The organism is Collinsella aerofaciens (genome assembly GCF_039752985.1).
Taxonomy (GTDB): Bacteria; Actinomycetota; Coriobacteriia; order Coriobacteriales; family Coriobacteriaceae; genus Collinsella; species Collinsella aerofaciens_BT.
Genome location: NZ_JBDMHA010000032.1, coordinates 1 through 15,243, shown reverse-complemented (window position 1 = coordinate 15,243; position 15,243 = coordinate 1). Strand labels below are relative to the sequence as shown.

The 15,243-nt window shown below is 60.1% G+C and carries 11 protein-coding genes; 2 read left to right on the top strand and 9 right to left on the bottom strand.

Features of this window, described 5'->3' with window-relative positions; genetic code table 11:
- Positions 1-5: 5 nt before the first annotated feature.
- Positions 6-3,497 (bottom strand): DNA-directed RNA polymerase subunit beta, encoded by a 3,492-nt coding sequence (gene rpoB / locus ABHR76_RS05700; RefSeq protein WP_346977029.1) that lies wholly within the window; start codon positions 3,495-3,497, stop codon positions 6-8.
- Positions 3,498-4,527: 1,030 nt separating this feature from the next.
- On the opposite strand from rpoB, the gene ABHR76_RS05695 reads away from it, so the two are divergent.
- Complete coding sequence (locus tag ABHR76_RS05695) at positions 4,528-5,673, top strand: zinc ribbon domain-containing protein (RefSeq protein WP_346977028.1); 1,146 nt, start codon at positions 4,528-4,530, stop codon at positions 5,671-5,673.
- A 172-nt stretch (positions 5,674-5,845) separates the two neighbouring features.
- On the opposite strand, the gene ABHR76_RS05690 is transcribed toward ABHR76_RS05695, so the two are convergent.
- From ABHR76_RS05690 to ABHR76_RS05675, 4 genes are all read right to left on the bottom strand, one after another.
- Positions 5,846-6,754 (bottom strand): UTP--glucose-1-phosphate uridylyltransferase, encoded by a 909-nt coding sequence (locus ABHR76_RS05690; RefSeq protein ID WP_089572499.1) that lies wholly within the window; start codon positions 6,752-6,754, stop codon positions 5,846-5,848.
- A gap of 313 nt (positions 6,755-7,067) precedes the next feature.
- Positions 7,068-7,445 (bottom strand): 50S ribosomal protein L7/L12, encoded by a 378-nt coding sequence (rplL, locus tag ABHR76_RS05685; protein WP_006235005.1) that lies wholly within the window; start codon positions 7,443-7,445, stop codon positions 7,068-7,070.
- 102 nt (positions 7,446-7,547) lie between these two features.
- Positions 7,548-8,069 carry a 50S ribosomal protein L10 gene (rplJ, locus tag ABHR76_RS05680; protein WP_006235004.1) on the bottom strand — a complete coding sequence of 174 codons (522 nt, stop codon included), beginning with the start codon at positions 8,067-8,069 and terminating at the stop codon, positions 7,548-7,550.
- 504 nt (positions 8,070-8,573) lie between these two features.
- Positions 8,574-9,710, bottom strand: a complete 1,137-nt coding sequence (locus ABHR76_RS05675; RefSeq protein WP_346977027.1) for a pyridoxal phosphate-dependent aminotransferase — start codon at positions 9,708-9,710, stop codon at positions 8,574-8,576.
- Positions 9,711-9,803: 93 nt separating this feature from the next.
- Between ABHR76_RS05675 and ABHR76_RS05670 the strand changes: the two genes are divergently transcribed.
- Positions 9,804-10,466 carry a hypothetical protein gene (locus ABHR76_RS05670; protein ID WP_346977026.1) on the top strand — a complete coding sequence of 221 codons (663 nt, stop codon included), beginning with the start codon at positions 9,804-9,806 and terminating at the stop codon, positions 10,464-10,466.
- A gap of 1 nt (position 10,467) precedes the next feature.
- On the opposite strand, the gene ABHR76_RS05665 is transcribed toward ABHR76_RS05670, so the two are convergent.
- The 4 genes from ABHR76_RS05665 to feoB form a co-directional block, all read right to left on the bottom strand.
- Complete coding sequence (locus tag ABHR76_RS05665; RefSeq protein ID WP_346977025.1) at positions 10,468-11,031, bottom strand: uracil-DNA glycosylase family protein; 564 nt, start codon at positions 11,029-11,031, stop codon at positions 10,468-10,470.
- A 3-nt stretch (positions 11,032-11,034) separates the two neighbouring features.
- Positions 11,035-12,411, bottom strand: a complete 1,377-nt coding sequence (locus tag ABHR76_RS05660; RefSeq protein WP_346977024.1) for an alpha-amylase family glycosyl hydrolase — start codon at positions 12,409-12,411, stop codon at positions 11,035-11,037.
- A 153-nt stretch (positions 12,412-12,564) separates the two neighbouring features.
- A complete protein-coding gene (locus ABHR76_RS05655; RefSeq protein ID WP_346977023.1) occupies positions 12,565-13,761 on the bottom strand; it encodes an MFS transporter in 1,197 nt (398 codons plus the stop codon).
- A gap of 121 nt (positions 13,762-13,882) precedes the next feature.
- A partial coding sequence (feoB, locus tag ABHR76_RS05650; RefSeq protein WP_346977022.1) for a ferrous iron transport protein B occupies positions 13,883-15,243 on the bottom strand: 1,361 nt, incomplete at its 5' end.

Genomic DNA, 15,243 nt, shown 5'->3' with positions numbered 1-15,243 from the left:
GTCAACTACTCCTTATCAGTGGTCGTGGCGGCGACAGCCTCGGGTGCCTCGGCGGTCTCGGCATCCTGGGCCTCGACGTCGGCGTCAACGCCGGCGAGCGCAGCCAGGTCGTCGAGAGCAGAGGTCTCCTCGGCGGTCACAGGGGCGGAGGCGTCCTCGTCGGCATCGTGCATGGGCTCGATGTCCAGCGCGAGGGAACGGATCTCCTTGACGAGAACCTTGAAGGACTCGGGGATACCCGGAACCGGAACGTTCTCGCCCTTGACGATGGACTCGTAGGTCTTGACGCGGCCCACGGTATCGTCGGACTTGACGGTCAGAATCTCCTGCAGGACGTTGGCAGCACCGTATGCGTACAGTGCCCAAACTTCCATCTCGCCGAAGCGCTGGCCGCCAAACTGAGCCTTGCCGCCCAGCGGTTGCTGGGTAACCAGGCTGTAAGGGCCGGTCGAACGGGCGTGGATCTTGTCGTCAACCATGTGGCCGAGCTTGAGGATGTAGGACGTACCCACGGTAATGGGCTCGCGGAACTCCTCGCCGGTGCGGCCGTCGAACAGGCGGGTCTTGCCGCGCTCGTCAAGCTGGGTGACAAACTCGGGGCGCATGTGATCGCCAAAGGCAGCGGTGGCCTTGTTGAGCATGTTCTTGTTGGCGCGACGGATGACCTCGGCGATCTCGTCCTCCTTGGCGCCGTCGAAGACGGGCGTCGAGACGAAGAACGGACCGGGGACATACTTGTCGGAGTCGGCATCCTCGGTATCCCAACCGCAGGCAGCAGCCCAGCCAAGGTGGCACTCGAGCAGCTGGCCGACGTTCATACGCGAAGGAACGCCCAGCGGGTTGAGGATAACGTCGATCGGGGTACCGTCAGCCATGTAGGGCATGTCCTCGACCGGCAGAACGTTACAGATAACGCCCTTGTTGCCGTGGCGACCGGCGATCTTATCGCCCTGCTGGATCTTACGACGCTGGGCGACGTAGACGCGCACCTGCTCGTTGACGCCGGGGGCCAGGTCGTCGCCGTTCTCGCGGCTAAAGCGGACGACGTCGATGACGCGGCCATAAGCGCCGTGAGGCATCTTAAGAGAGGTGTCGCGAACATCGTGAGCCTTGGCACCGAAGATGGCGCGCAGCAGGCGCTCCTCGGCGGTCAGAGCGCTCTCGCCCTTAGGCGTGACCTTGCCGACCAGGATGTCGCCAGGGCCGACCTCGGCGCCGATGCGGATGATGCCGTCCTCGTCGAGGTTGGCAAGCATGTCCTCGGAGAGGTTCGGGATCTCGCGAGTGATCTCCTCGGGGCCGAGCTTGGTGTCGCGGGCGTCGATCTCGTGACGGGTGATATTGATGGTCGTCAGCAGATCCTCGGCCACCAGGCGCTCGGACACGACGATACCGTCCTCGTAGTTGAAGCCTTCCCACGGCATGTATGCCACGGTGAGGTTCTGGCCCAGTGCGAGCTCGCCATGATCGGTCGAAGGACCGTCGGCCAGAGGCTCGCCCTGCTCAACGGTGTCACCGACGCGCACGAGCGGACGGTGGTTGATGCAGGTGGACTGGTTGGAGCGCTGGTACTTGGCCAGGTGATACTCGTCCATGCCGCCGGCATGCTTGACGATAATCTTGGAGGCGTCGGCATAGATGACCTCGCCGGCGTTCTTGGCCAGGGTAACCTCGCCAGAGTCCAGGGCGGCGCGACGCTCCATGCCGGTACCGACATAGGGAGCGGCGGGGTGAACCAGCGGCACGGCCTGACGCTGCATGTTGGCGCCCATGAGCGTACGCTTGGCGTCGTCGTGCTCGAGGAACGGAATCAGCGTGGCTGCGACGGAGAGCATCTGACGCGGCGAGACGTCCATGTAGTCGACGTCCTCGACAGGCACGTCGGCGGGAGCGCCGAAGGAGCCGTCGAAGTCGCGGGTACGGGCGATCACGGTATGCGGACGAACGATCTTGCCCTCGGCATCGGTCGTGATGAACTCGTTGGTCTTGGGATCGAGCGGCGTGTTGGCCGGCGCGATGACGTGCTTCTCTTCCTCGTCAGCGGTCATCCAGTCGATCTGGTCGGTGGCAACGCCGTTCTCGACGCGACGGAACGGAGCCTCAATGAAGCCATACTCGTTGACGCGGGCGTAGAGGGCGAGCGAGCCGATCAGGCCGATGTTGGGGCCTTCGGGGGTCTCGATCGGGCACATGCGGCTGTAGTGCGAGTTGTGAACGTCGCGGACGGCCGTCGGCACGTTGGTGCGGCGGCTGGAGCCCGACTTGTGGCCGGCAAGACCGCCAGGGCCGAGTGCGGACAGACGGCGCTTGTGGGTCAGACCGGTCAGGGGGTTTGCCTGGTCCATGAACTGCGAGAGCTGCGAGGAACCAAAGAACTCCTTGATAGAGGCCACGATCGGACGGATGTTGATGAGCGACTGCGGGGTGATCTCGTCGATGTCCTGGGAGCTCATGCGCTCACGGACGACGCGCTCCATACGGCTCATGCCGATACGGAACTGGTTGGCGACGAGCTCGCCGACGGTGCGAATGCGGCGGTTGCCAAAGTGGTCGATGTCGTCGACCTTGAAGCCCTGCTCGCCAGCAGCGAGGGACAGCAGGTAGCGCAGCGTAGCGACGATATCCTCGTCGGTGAGCACCGTGACCTCTTCCTCGGTGGTGAGATTGAGCTTCTTGTTGACCTTGTAGCGACCGACGCGGGCCAGATCGTAGCGCTGCGGGTTGAAGAGCAGGCCCTCGAGCAGGCTGCGGGAAGCATCCACGGTGGGAGGCTCGCCCGGGCGCAGGCGACGGTAGATCTCGATAAGAGCATCCTCGCGGGTAAGGGCGGTATCGCGCTCGAGGGTGCGCTTGATCACATCGGAGTTGCCGAGCAGCTCGATGATATCGTCGTTGGTGACGGCGATGCCAAGGGCGCGCAGGAACATCGTGGCGCTCTGCTTGCGCTTACGGTCGATGGAGACCATGAGCTGGTCGCGCTTGTCGACCTCAAACTCGAGCCAGGCACCGCGGGACGGGATGATCTGAGCCTTGTAGATCTGCTTGCCCGAATCCATCTCGGAGCTGTAGTACACGCCCGGGGAACGGACGAGCTGGGAGACGACGATACGCTCGGTACCGTTGATGATAAAGGTGCCCTGATCGGTCATCATGGGGAAGTCGCCCATAAAGACGAGCTGCTCCTTGATCTCACCGGTCTCCTTGTTAGTGAGACGGACGTCGGTCAGAAGCGGAGCCTGATAGGTCATGTCCTTCTCGCGGCACTCCTCGACGGTGTGCGCGGGATCGCCAAACTGATGCTCGCCGAAGGTAACCTCGAGAACATGGTTCTGGCTCTGGATGGGGCTGGATTCCTTGAACGCCTCACGAAGGCCCTCGTCCTTAAAACGCTCAAAGGATTCCCTTTGAACAGAGATAAGGTTGGGGAGCTCCATGGCCTCCGGGATTTTCCCGAAGCTGACGCGCTTGCGCTCAGTGGCAGTGTATGCGTAGGTCACCAGGTTTTTCCTCCTTCACGGAAATGCTCGGTGGATTGGCGAGGCATAGCTTCGCCAGTTATCGCAACCTAATAGTTTATCAGGTACCGACCGTTGAGCAAGAAAAGCCTTGACGTGATTGAGTTTTTGGAGTAGCAAAGTTTTTTGACAGAAAACATGCAGGTAGATGGATGTGCATCGAACACCTGTTCATATATTTTCTGTGAACGAGACTGCTGGTGCGGGCCGCTGAATGACGGAATGGCGGCAGGGGTTGTTCGGGCGGAAACTGCGACCCATTTTGAGGCCTCAAACTGGGACGCAGTTTCCGATTGAACCCTGTCTGGGAAACCGCATCCCGTTCTGAGCCGAAATTCCGGGTCGCAGTTTCCGCTAGGGGCCTCAACCGGAAAGCGCATCCCAGAATTCAGCCAAATTGTGGGTCGCACTTCCCGACAGGACGTGACAAAGGGACCGCCGCTTTATCTCATCCGTTTGGCAATGTTGCGCAACAGATTCTTCTAATCAAGCATGAAGATACTAGATAGTTACGTATAACCCGACGAAAGGATCGCCATGTTCAAGAGCATCCGAAAAGGCGGGAGGATCGCCGCAGCCACGATCGGCATCGTAGCGGCGCTGACCCCGCTGGCTGCCCCCCCCCGCGGCATTAGCTGACGGCCTACCGACACCGGAGCTGGAGAAGTCGTTAACTGTCGACGTCGAAGGCGAGGATCCGTCTGCATGGTTCACGGATGACGGCAATTATGCCATCATCGCAGACTATGACTATGACCTTGACGATAACGATAATAATGTATATTACGGTTATTCACGGCTTGATCTTAAGAGCGGTGAAGTCACTCCTATCGACATACCGAAATCCTGCCTATCCGATGTTCAGAGTACTTGGGGCAACAAGTATCTTTATTGGCTGGAAGACGGCAAGGTCATCGTCTATTCCGTCGAAGATCAACAACGGGTCGCCCACTCTATACACGCAAAGAAATTAGAGGCCGACAGCATCGAGCTTAATGAAGACGGAAACAGCTTGACTGCCTATTGTTCGAATGGCAAATACGGGGATTTTTGCGTTTTTAATCTGCAATCAAATAAGAAAACATTTACGTACAAGTTTAAAAAAGACGATGTGAATGCCGTCCTCTCAAGGGATGGAAAGCGTTTGTGTGTCTACTCGAATCGAAAGCTCAAGATAATCGACACTCCCGATGGCTCCACGTCAATTAAAGAAATACCAGGCAACGCCCAATGTAATGGGGTAACTAGGGCATACGGGTCCGATAAACTATTCATAGAGACTCTCAGCGACGATGACGATTCGCGATATTCAACCTATTTCATGGCGGATTACGATGGCAACATCGATAAAGTAGCCGACGGTAATAAAATTAGTGTCTACAAATGGGGAGATAATTGGGGGAAATATTTCCTAGCCTTTACTGGCGAAAACACCGACACTATTGTCATCGATCCGCATTCTGGGAAGCAAATCCGCTATGTAATTAGGAATTACGACGAGGCGCTTGATATCAGCGACATCTCGAGGAATGGCGATATCGCACTGGCAGGAGTCTCTACCTGGGAGTCGCACGATAATTCAAGCGCAATCCGTCTCATCGACACCAAGACAGGCCAGAGGGTCGACTGTAAAATTAAATCGGATAGCTATTGCATCCCCGAGCTCGTCGATAACGACCAAAAAATCATCGTGGACTATTCCGATGCCGAAGACCCCACGAAGATGCACATCGACGTCTACAAGTCGAATATCCACTATAGCCCGATCGAAAAACTCATCTTCTTTGCCCAGGACAACATGCCAATCGTTGTTGGCGGCGGGATTGCGGCTGTCCTGATGATCATCGGCGGCATCGCAGTCGTTTGCGTCCGTCGCAAAAAGCGCGCCGCAGCTCAAACAAGCATCGCTGGCACCGCACCCAAAGCAAAGAAACACAAGCGCAGCCGCCACAAGAAGTATGCCCAGCAGGGACAGGTCGCTCAACAGCCTTCTGCTGGTTCGACATTTGATACACAATGGCAATCGTCAGGGGAGCCCCTCACAGTCATGCCCCAGCAGCCGGTCGCATCTTCTGCCTCGAAATACTGCCGCCACTGCGGCACTCCACTCGTACCAGAAGCCAAGTTCTGCCCCAAGTGCGGCCATCCGGTCGAATAGCATCTAACAAGCAAACCCACAGCCAAATCGGGCCACCCCTCACGGGACGGCCCTTTTGCCTGGAAGGAAATCAGGTGAAGCGATGTGACAAAGGGATTGTCCCTTTGTCACATTGGCCAAAAAAACGGGTGCAGACCGAAGTCCGCACCCGTAAATATCGATGCCCGAAGGCTTATTTGCGCATCAAGCCGCCACGCTCGTCGATGGCGTCCCAGAAGGCGCTGGCAAAGCGAGGATCGCTTGCGGCCATGAGGGCGTTGGTTGCCATCCAGCCAGACGGGGTGCCGGTGTCGTAGCCCGAGAGCGGGTCGATGACGACAGCGTACATGGCCTCGCGGTCGAGCGAGCGGGCCATGGCGTCGGTGAGCTGGATCTCGCCGCCCTTGCCGGCCTGCTGATCGGCCAGCAGGTCCATGACCAGCGGGCTCAGCAGGTAACGACCGACGATGTACAGGTTGGACGGAGCCGCCTCGGGAGCGGGCTTCTCGACCAGACCGCCGATGCGCCAGACAGCGCCCGGCTCGGCATCGGCAACGCCCTCGGCGCCCTCGAGCGAACCGACGCGCTCGCCGGCGATAACGCCGTAGCGGCTGACTTCCTCGGGCGAGCAAGCAGCGACGGCGATAACCGAAGCGCCACCGTGCTCTTTGGAAACGGCGAGCATCTTGTCGCAGATGTCGCGGTTAGGCACAACGTAGTCGCCCAGAAGAACCAGGAAGTTCTCCCCTGCCACGGCGTCGGCAGCAGAGCGGATAGCATGGCCGAGGCCCTTGGGCTCGTACTGATAACGGAAGTCGACCGGCATACCGCCAGCGTGGGCGACGGCATCGGCATAGGCGTTCTTGCCGCGCTCGCGCAGCAGGTTCTCGAGCGAGCGATCGGGCTGAAAGTAGCTCAGCAGCTCGGGCTTACCGGGAGAGGTAACGATGATGGCGTCGTCGACCTCCTCGGGGTCGAGTGCCTCCTCAACGACATACTGAATGACCGGCTTGTCGAGCACCGGCAGCATCTCTTTGGGCGTGCACTTAGTGCCAGGCAGAAAACGCGTGCCAAGACCGGCGGCGGGGATGATTGCCTTCATGTTATTCAAGGATCCTTTCGCAGGCGCAGAATGCGCCCTATGCGTGCGACACGGCGGCCGCAGACCAAATTGCGATACCGAAGTATCTTACCGCCGGAGACATACGTCACCGTAAGGCAAACGTAATTCTTCAGCAGGTCAACGCAAATTATTGCTCGAATGGTGCAATTATACGCCCCAGCGGTAACGGGATTGGCACGGCGAAGACGGCAGTGTTCTGCGTGCCGAACAATGGGAATGAGGGGCCAAAACAAAAAAGACGGGGCTCGCAATGCGAACCCCGTCTGCAAAGAAATCTGGCGAGAGAGCCTGATTACTTGAGGGTGACAGCAGCGCCAGCAGCCTCGAGCTTCTCCTTGGCAGCCTCGGCGTCCTCCTTCTTGGCACCCTCGAGAACAGCCTTGGGAGCGCCCTCGACGACCTCCTTGGCCTCCTTCAGGCCAAGGTTGGTGAGCTCACGGACGGCCTTGATGACCTGGATCTTGTTGTCGCCGAAGCCCTCGAGCACGACGTCAAACTCGGTCTTCTCCTCGGCCTCAGCAGCGCCAGCAGCGGGAGCGGCGACAACGGCGGCAGGAGCAGCGGCGGAAACGCCGAAGGTGTCCTCGATAGCCTTAACGAGCTCGGAAGCCTCGAGAAGGGTCATTTCCTTAAGAGCATCGATGATCTCATCGGTGGTAAGCTTAGCCATTTCTAAGTCCTTTCGGTTTCCGTGCGGATGCACGGAGATCAGTTAAAACACGGCGCGAATGCGCCAGGGGTGCGGCGTTGCCGCCGCGGGTGAAAACAGCGACTAGGCTGCCTTCTGCTCGGAGACCTGCTGAATCGAACGAGCGAGACCAGAGGAAACGCCGTTGACGCAGACAGCGATGTCGCGAGCGAAACCGGAGATGAGACCGGCGATCTGGCCGAGAAGCTGATCCTTGGTGGGCAGCTCGGCGATAGCCTTAACATCATCAGCGGAAACGGCCTTGCCGTCGGAGATACCGCCCTTGATCTCAAGGACGCCCTTGGACTTAGCGGAGAAGTCCTTAAGGGCCTTAGCGGCCTCGACCGGCTCGGACTCGTAGAACACATAAGCGACGGGGCCGGCGAGGATCTCGTCGAGCTCGGGCTGCTCCTGGTTCTTGAGAGCGATCTTGACCAGGTTGTTCTTGTAGACCTTCATCTCGGCACCGCACTCGCGAAGCTGATGACGCAGCTCCTGAGCCTGCTTAACCGTCAGACCGTTGTAGTTGACGACGAACAGACCGGCGTTCTCGGCGATACGGGACTCGATCTCTGCAACCTTGTCGATTTTGTACTGCTGGGGCATGAATTACACCTCCTCGATTTCTTTCCGGGCACGGTCCGCCACAAGGACGTGACGGGGGCATGTCCAAAAAGAAAGCCCCCGCGCTGCATGAGCGACGGGGGCGAGAAGACATATCTACTCGACCACCTCGGCTGGCGGGATATCCCATTAAGCTCGCGGGCGATGCCCGTTTGCACCGGCTGTCTCTGGCAGCGGATTCGTGCGTGAACCGAAAGTATTATGGCGGGGACCCCGGCGTCGGTCAACGGGCGCGAGGATTCGTACACAAACCCTGCATACGCTCCGGCCCGAGGGGACGGGTCGAGATTTTCGCTCGGTCAAGTCCTGGGCTCGCTCGAAGGCCACATTAAGTGGCCTTCGGCTCGTGCGGAATCTACGAAAATTTCGACCCGTCCCCTCGGGCCGGAGCCACGGTAACTTTGCTGCGAATCCTCGTGTCCGTTGAGCGACGCGCCCCACGCATAACCCTTGTGTCGGTGGGCTGATGTGTTGCATCCCTGAGGACTACAAAGTCGAAATGAAGGTGGACAGGCGGCTGAGGCCTTCGTCCAAATCTTTGTCGGAAACGCAGTAGCTGAGGCGAATGTGGCCTTCGGTTCCGAAGCAGTCGCCTGGGACTAGGGCTACGTTTGCTTCTTTGATGGCTTTGATGCAGAAGGCTTCGCTTGTTAGGCCGAATTGTTTGATGCTCGGGAAAGTGTAGAAGGCTCCTGCGGGCTCTACTGCGTCGAGGCCCATAGCGTTTAAGGCTGCGAGCACGCGTTTGCGGCGGGCTCGGTAGACTTTGAGCATGGGGGTTGGGTCGACGGTCAGGGCTCGCGCTGCTGCGTCCATCTCAAATGAAACGGCACTCGATACTAGGTATTGGTGTGCTTTTGCGATCTCGGCGATGACGGGGGCTGCCGCTGCGAGCCAACCCAAGCGCCAGCCGGTCATGGCCCAGGGCTTGGAGAAACTCTCGATGATCACTGTCTGCTCGCGCAGCTCCGGGTGTCGCTGGGCGAAGCGCTCGTAGCCATCCACATAGACGAGACGGTTGTAGACGTCGTCGCAGACTACGTAGATGCCCGCCCGCTCTGCCACGCGTGCCACGGCGTCGAGCGATGCCGCGTTGAGGATGCAGCCCGTGGGGTTGTTGGGCGAGCAGATGACGATGGCCTTGGTCGCCGGCGTCACGCAGGCACGAAGCGCTTCCTCGTCGATCTGGAATTGCGCGGGCTCCGTATCCAAAAAGACCGCCTTGGCGTGGTTGGCCACGACGATGCTCTCGTACAGGCCAAAAGCCGGCGTGGGGATAATGACCTCGTCGCCAGGATTGAGCATGGCCATAAACGTGGCCGACAGGGCCTCGGTCGCGCCATCGGTCAGGATGACCTCGTCAGCCGAAAACGAAAGACCCGCGTCGCCCATATATGCGGACAGTGCCTCGCGCAGGACAGGGCGTCCGTTGTTGGGCGGATAGTGTGTGTCGCCGCGGTCGAGCGAGGCGGTCACCTCGGCGCTGATCACGTCGGGCGTGGGAAAATCGGGCTCGCCGAGCGCAAGCGCAATGCACCCCGGATGCTGGGCGGCAAGTGCGTTAATCCGGCGGATGCCGGAGGGCTTGAGCGTGGCAAGCGAGGTATTCATGGGCAGACGCATGGCGTTCCTTTCGTAAGGGTTGCACTAGGATAGCGCGGCGGAGCGCCACCAGACGGTGTAACCTAAACGGAAACCAACCGGAAAGGAGGTGGCATGGAGACGACCGCACGCGGCGATGTACCAAAAACGTTGCAAACCATTGCGTATATCAGCATTCCCAATAGCGCCGATCTTGAGTTTTTGCTCTGGGACCTGCAGGATGCCATCGCTGCCTATGCTCAGCTTTCTGGCACCGCGCTCCCCCGCCCGGTTGATTTGAAGGCGGATGATGCCGGCAGCGTTGTGGACGGCATTGTATTCGCTGTTGAAGATGTGCTCGATGACGAGGCGATGACCGTCGTTGAACGGGCGCTCGAATGTGTTGAAGGCGCAGGAACACGCGTCTATGTGGTTGTTCAAGCCGACTGTAGGAGTTCCGAGCAGGCGCACGCGGTCGTTGGCCATCTGCACGAAGCGTGCGAGCGTCGAGGACTGTCGTGGTGTGGAGGCGTCATCGTCTGCACCGGCAGCGGCATAGCGGCGCTTCGCCGCTCCCCACGCATGGGCCTCTTGCGTCGACCGTTTTCGGAAGCCATGGACAAGCTTGTGGGCGCTGTGCGCATGGGCTGCTCCATAGAGCATGCGCAGCTGCTTGGCGGTGGCAATGCCGAAAGCGTCGATGCCGACGGCATGGTGCGCGCCAAGCCCGCGCTGCCCGCACCGATCTGGCATGCCATCATGAAATACCTCGGCAGCCGCGCCCAATCAGATATCTAAATTACAGAGTGCCCCAGTCAACGGCCTCGCGCCAGCGCTCAACAAGACGCTCCAGGCGCCAGGCGGCGTTGGCGGGACTTGTCGAGGGCAGGACGACGGCGCGCAGCCCCGTGCGTTCTTGTAGATAGCGCTTGTAGAGCCGACCTGCCGTGCCGCCGTTACAGACAACGACCTCGATAGGGGCTGCGCCGGTAATACGCTCGGCATGCGCCGGAACGACGTTTTTGATGCTCGCGTCGCTCGAGCCCTTGATGTCGCAGCTCTCGATTACATCCCACAGAGCCACGCCGCCGTTCAGCAGCATGGAGCGCTTGGCGGCAATCGAGGCATCGAGCGTCGCGGGCTCGCCACTTGCCAAAGGATCGCCCTCGTTGGGCGGCACGGGCACACCGAGGCACGCAGCCATCACGCGCCAAAAGCGGTTCTGCGGATTGCCATAGTAGAAGGCATTGGCACGCGAGAGCACCGAGGGAAACGACCCAAGCACCAAAACGCGCGAGCGCTGGTCGAACACGGGCTCAAACCCATGCTCAATATGTTGATAGCCCTCGTCCGGCGCAGCCACGAATTAGGCCCTCAGCAGATAGCGCACCTCGTAGGGTGCAAGCTCAAGGGAGCCCAGCAGCTCGACCGTGGGCGCATCGTCGGCAAGCAGGTCGACGAAGGAGCCGTTGAGCTCGCCGGCTCCAAAGGTATAGGGCTCGTTCACGGCGTTGACCGCCACGAGCACCGTCGCGTCATCGCAGGCGCGCTCGAACAGCAGCTGCTTATTCTGGATCACCACGTTGCGATAGGCACCGTAGTTGAGGGCACGGGCCGCCGCGTCGTTTGCCGAGCGCAGGTGCGTGAGCTGCTTGATGAAGGCCGTCAACTCGTTGGGCGCAGGCTCATCGAGCGCAGGGCGCAGCGCCCAATCGCCATCGGGGCCGCCCTTTTCGCCGGCAATCCCCCACTCGCTGCCATAGTAGACGCATGGGATGCCCGGCATGCCAAAGAGCATGCCATAGGCGGGGCGCAGGCAGGACTTGTCGGTAAGGATGCTCGCCAGGCGCGGCACATCGTGGTTGTCGACAAACGACAGCAGATGCTTGCCACGATAAATGCACCACGGGTCACCGCCAAACTGACGGTGCAACGAATGGGCGATCTCGAACATGTTGACCGAGTTAAAGCTGGAGTACAGGCCCTTGTAGCACTCGTAGTTGGTGCAGGAGTCGAGCATCTCGTCGTTGACGATCTGGTTGTAGTCGCCGTGGAGCGTCTCACCAATCAGCACAAAGTCGGGCTTGAGCTCACGGGTAAAAGTATGTAGGCGGCGCATAAAGTCGCGGTCGAGCATATAGGCAACGTCCAGACGCAGGCCGTCGACGCCAAAGACCTCGGCCCAGCGGCGCACGGACTCAAGCAGGTAATCGACCACGGCGGGGTTTTGCAAGTTGAGCTTCACGAGCTCAAAATGGCCTTCCCAACCCTCGTACCAAAAGCCGTCGCCGTAGCACGAGTCACCGTCAAAGCTGATGTGGAACCAGTCCTTGTAGGGCGAGTCCCACTTGCGCTCCTGCACATCGCGGAAGGCCCAAAAGCCACGACCGACGTGGTTGAAGACGGCGTCGAGTACCACGCGGATGCCGTGGGCATGCAGTGTGTCGCACACGGCGGCAAAGTCGGCATCCCTACCCAGGCGGCGGTCGATATGGCGCAGACTGCGCGTGTCGTAGCCATGGCTATCGGACTCGAGCGGCGGGTTGATGAGCACGGCGCCAACGCCGAGTTCCTGCAGGTAGTCGGCCCACTGGGCCATCTTCATGATGGGCGCATCGGGGTTAGGAGCAACGTTGGCGGCCTGGGTAAGCTCATCCTCGGCAACGGGCGCGGCATTCTCGCGCGGGGCTCCACAAAAGCCCAGCGGATAGATCTGATAGAACGTCGTCTCGTATGCCCACATAGCAACCTCCCGGTAAGCTCAACACAACGACATCCATTGTATGCCCGGCTTGTATCCTCTTCCCCAAAATAAGTTGCGGTGGAATAGTTCCTGCTTGGGCCTTCAGAGGCCTTAAACAGGAACTATTCCACCGCAACTGATGAGGGGGCGTGGCTAGGCGACGACCTTGGCGCGGCGAATGGCCGGGAACATCACCGTGATAGCGAGGATGACGCCCACGGCGGCGATTGCGCCACCTGCGCAGCCGATCCAGGCGATACCGGGACCCGAAACCACGGCGCCGCCGATCGCGGTACCCGTGCCGATACCCAGATTAAACAGGCCCGAGAAGATCGACATGGCGACGGCCGACGAGTCCGCCGGCGTGTGCTTGATGAGCTCGGCCTGAAACGCCACGTTAAAGGCCGTGGCGCAGCAACCCCACAGTGCGCAAACAGCGAGAACCGCGGCGAGCGACGATGCGGCCGGGCCCATGAGCAGCAGGGCCACCGGCACGCCGGAGAGCGTAATCGCGAGAAACGGGAACCGGTGCCCATCGAACAGCCGGCCGAACAGCCAGCTTCCGAGCAGACCAGAGCAGCCGAACGCCGTCAGCGTCATGGTGATGGCGCTTGCGTCGACATGCGCGACCTGAGCCAGGAAAGGCTCGATATAGCTATAGCCCGCGTAATAGCCGGTCGCCATGAACACCGTGACCACATAGAGCGCGATGAGGAACGGGTTCTTGAGCAGCTCGGGCAGCTGTTTGACGGTAAAGCGCTCACCCGCCGGCATGGCCGGGAACACCGCTGCCTGGTAAACGGCCGCGATGGCTGAGAGGCCCCCGACCACGGCAAACGTCATGCGCCAACCCACGGCCAAGCCAATGGCGCGGCCGAGCGGCAGGCCAAAGATCTGCGCGATGGACGAGCCCGTAGCGATCATGCTGATGGCGAGCGCCCCATGGCGTGTGTCAACCAGGCGCGACGCCATGATCGAGGCGACTGACCAGAACACGGCATGTGCGCAAGCGACCACCAGGCGCGCGCAGACCAGGATGGGATAGGTCGGCGCCACAGCGGACAGGAACTGACCGAGCGAGAACACGGCAAGCACGCCCAGCAGCATCCGCTTAAACTCGAAACGCGAAGCGAACACCATGAGCGGCAACGACAGCAGCATGACGCCCCAGGCATAGACCGAGATCATGATGCCCGCCTGGGCCTCGGTGAGCGAGAACGACGCGGCGATATCAGTCAAAAGGCCGATGGGCATAAACTCCGACGTGTTGAACACGAACGCACAGCAGGTGAGCCCGACGAGCGGGAGCCACTGCCTGAGCGTGATGCCGTCTTGCCTTGCCCGACTCATATATAACGTCTCCAATCATTTTGAGCGGAGGCGATTATATAGCAACGGCCCCGCATCCGTCAGCAACAGATGCGGGGCCGAAAACAATTCGATACACAGAGGTTGCACCGTCAATAAATAACTAAGCCAACCCCAGCAATATGCCCGCCGAATGCACGACAAACGCTACGATCCAGGCGACCGTCACCTGAAACGCGAATACGGCAACGGCGTAGCGCGCGCCCAGCTCGCTCTTGACGGCGCCGATCGCAGCCACGCACGGCGGGTACAGCAACGTAAAGACCAGGAACACATAGGCAGTAAACGGCGAAAACATGGTCGACAGTGCCGCGGGCGAGGTCGCGCCCAAAAGTACCGTGAGAGTCGAGATGACACTCTCCTTGGCGATAAGTCCGGTGACGAGCGCCGTGGATGCACGCCAGTCGCCAAACCCAAGCGGCGTCAGCGCCGGCGCGATGATGCTGCCGAGACCCGCAAGCAGACTCTGCGACTGATCGGCGACCACATTAAAGCGGATATCGAACGTCTGAAGGAACCAGATGACCACGGTAGCGGCAAAGATAATGGTAAAGGCCTTGGTAATAAAATCCTTGGCTTTATCCCATGCCAGCATCACTGTCGTCTTGACGCTCGGCAGACGGTAATTGGGAAGCTCCATGATAAACGGCACCGGGTCGCCCTTAAATGCCGTGCGGTTGAGCACCAAAGCCGCGATGCAACCGACCGCAATGCCAATCAAATAGAGCGAGACCATGGCGGGGACCGTCGCCTGCGGGAAAAACGCCCCGCACAGCAGGCCGTAGACCGGCAACTTGGCCGAGCAGCTCATGAACGGCGTGAGCATGACCGTCATCTTGCGGTCGTGCTCGGATGGGAGCGTACGGGTCGACATGATAGCCGGCACGGTGCAGCCAAAACCGACGAGCATGGGCACAAAGCTGCGGCCCGACAGGCCAAAGCGACGAAGTACCTTATCCATGACAAAGGCAACGCGCGCCATGTAGCCGGAGTCTTCCAAAATGGAGAGGAACAAGAAGAGCACGACGATAATCGGCAGGAAGGTCAGCACGCTGCCCACACCCGTAAGCACGCCGTCGACAGCCAGCGAGCGCACCACGTCGTTGGTGCCGAACGCCTTGAGGCCCGCATCGGCCGAGGCGATGATGGCAGCGATACCGTCCTCCATGAGTCCCTGCAACGCCGCGCCGATCACGCCAAACGTCAGCCAAAAGACGAGGCCCATGATCACCAAAAACGCCGGAATGGCTGTGTAACGACCCGTCAGGATGCGGTCAATCTTGACGGAGCGCACGTGCTCGCGGCTCTCGTGCGGCTTGACGACGCAGCGCCCACACACGTCGCCGATGAAGCTAAAGCGCATATCGGCCAGCGCGGACAGACGGTCGGTGCCGGCCTCGCCCTCCATCTGGGTAATGATGTGCTCGATGGCATCAAGCTCGTTACGGTCCAGGTGAAGCGCCT

Excerpts from the sequence above, each read along its gene's own strand:
- ABHR76_RS05690 (WP_089572499.1), bottom strand. The coding sequence starts at position 6,754 with ATGAAGGCAATCATCCCCGCCGCCGGTCTTGGCACGCGTTTTCTGCCT.
- rplL (WP_006235005.1), bottom strand. The coding sequence starts at position 7,445 with ATGGCTAAGCTTACCACCGATGAGATCATCGATGCTCTTAAGGAAATG.
- rplJ (WP_006235004.1), bottom strand. The coding sequence starts at position 8,069 with ATGCCCCAGCAGTACAAAATCGACAAGGTTGCAGAGATCGAGTCCCGT.
- ABHR76_RS05675 (WP_346977027.1), bottom strand. The coding sequence starts at position 9,710 with ATGCGTCTGCCCATGAATACCTCGCTTGCCACGCTCAAGCCCTCCGGC.
- ABHR76_RS05670 (WP_346977026.1), top strand. The coding sequence starts at position 9,804 with ATGGAGACGACCGCACGCGGCGATGTACCAAAAACGTTGCAAACCATT.
- ABHR76_RS05660 (WP_346977024.1), bottom strand. The coding sequence starts at position 12,411 with ATGTGGGCATACGAGACGACGTTCTATCAGATCTATCCGCTGGGCTTT.
- ABHR76_RS05655 (WP_346977023.1), bottom strand. The coding sequence starts at position 13,761 with ATGAGTCGGGCAAGGCAAGACGGCATCACGCTCAGGCAGTGGCTCCCG.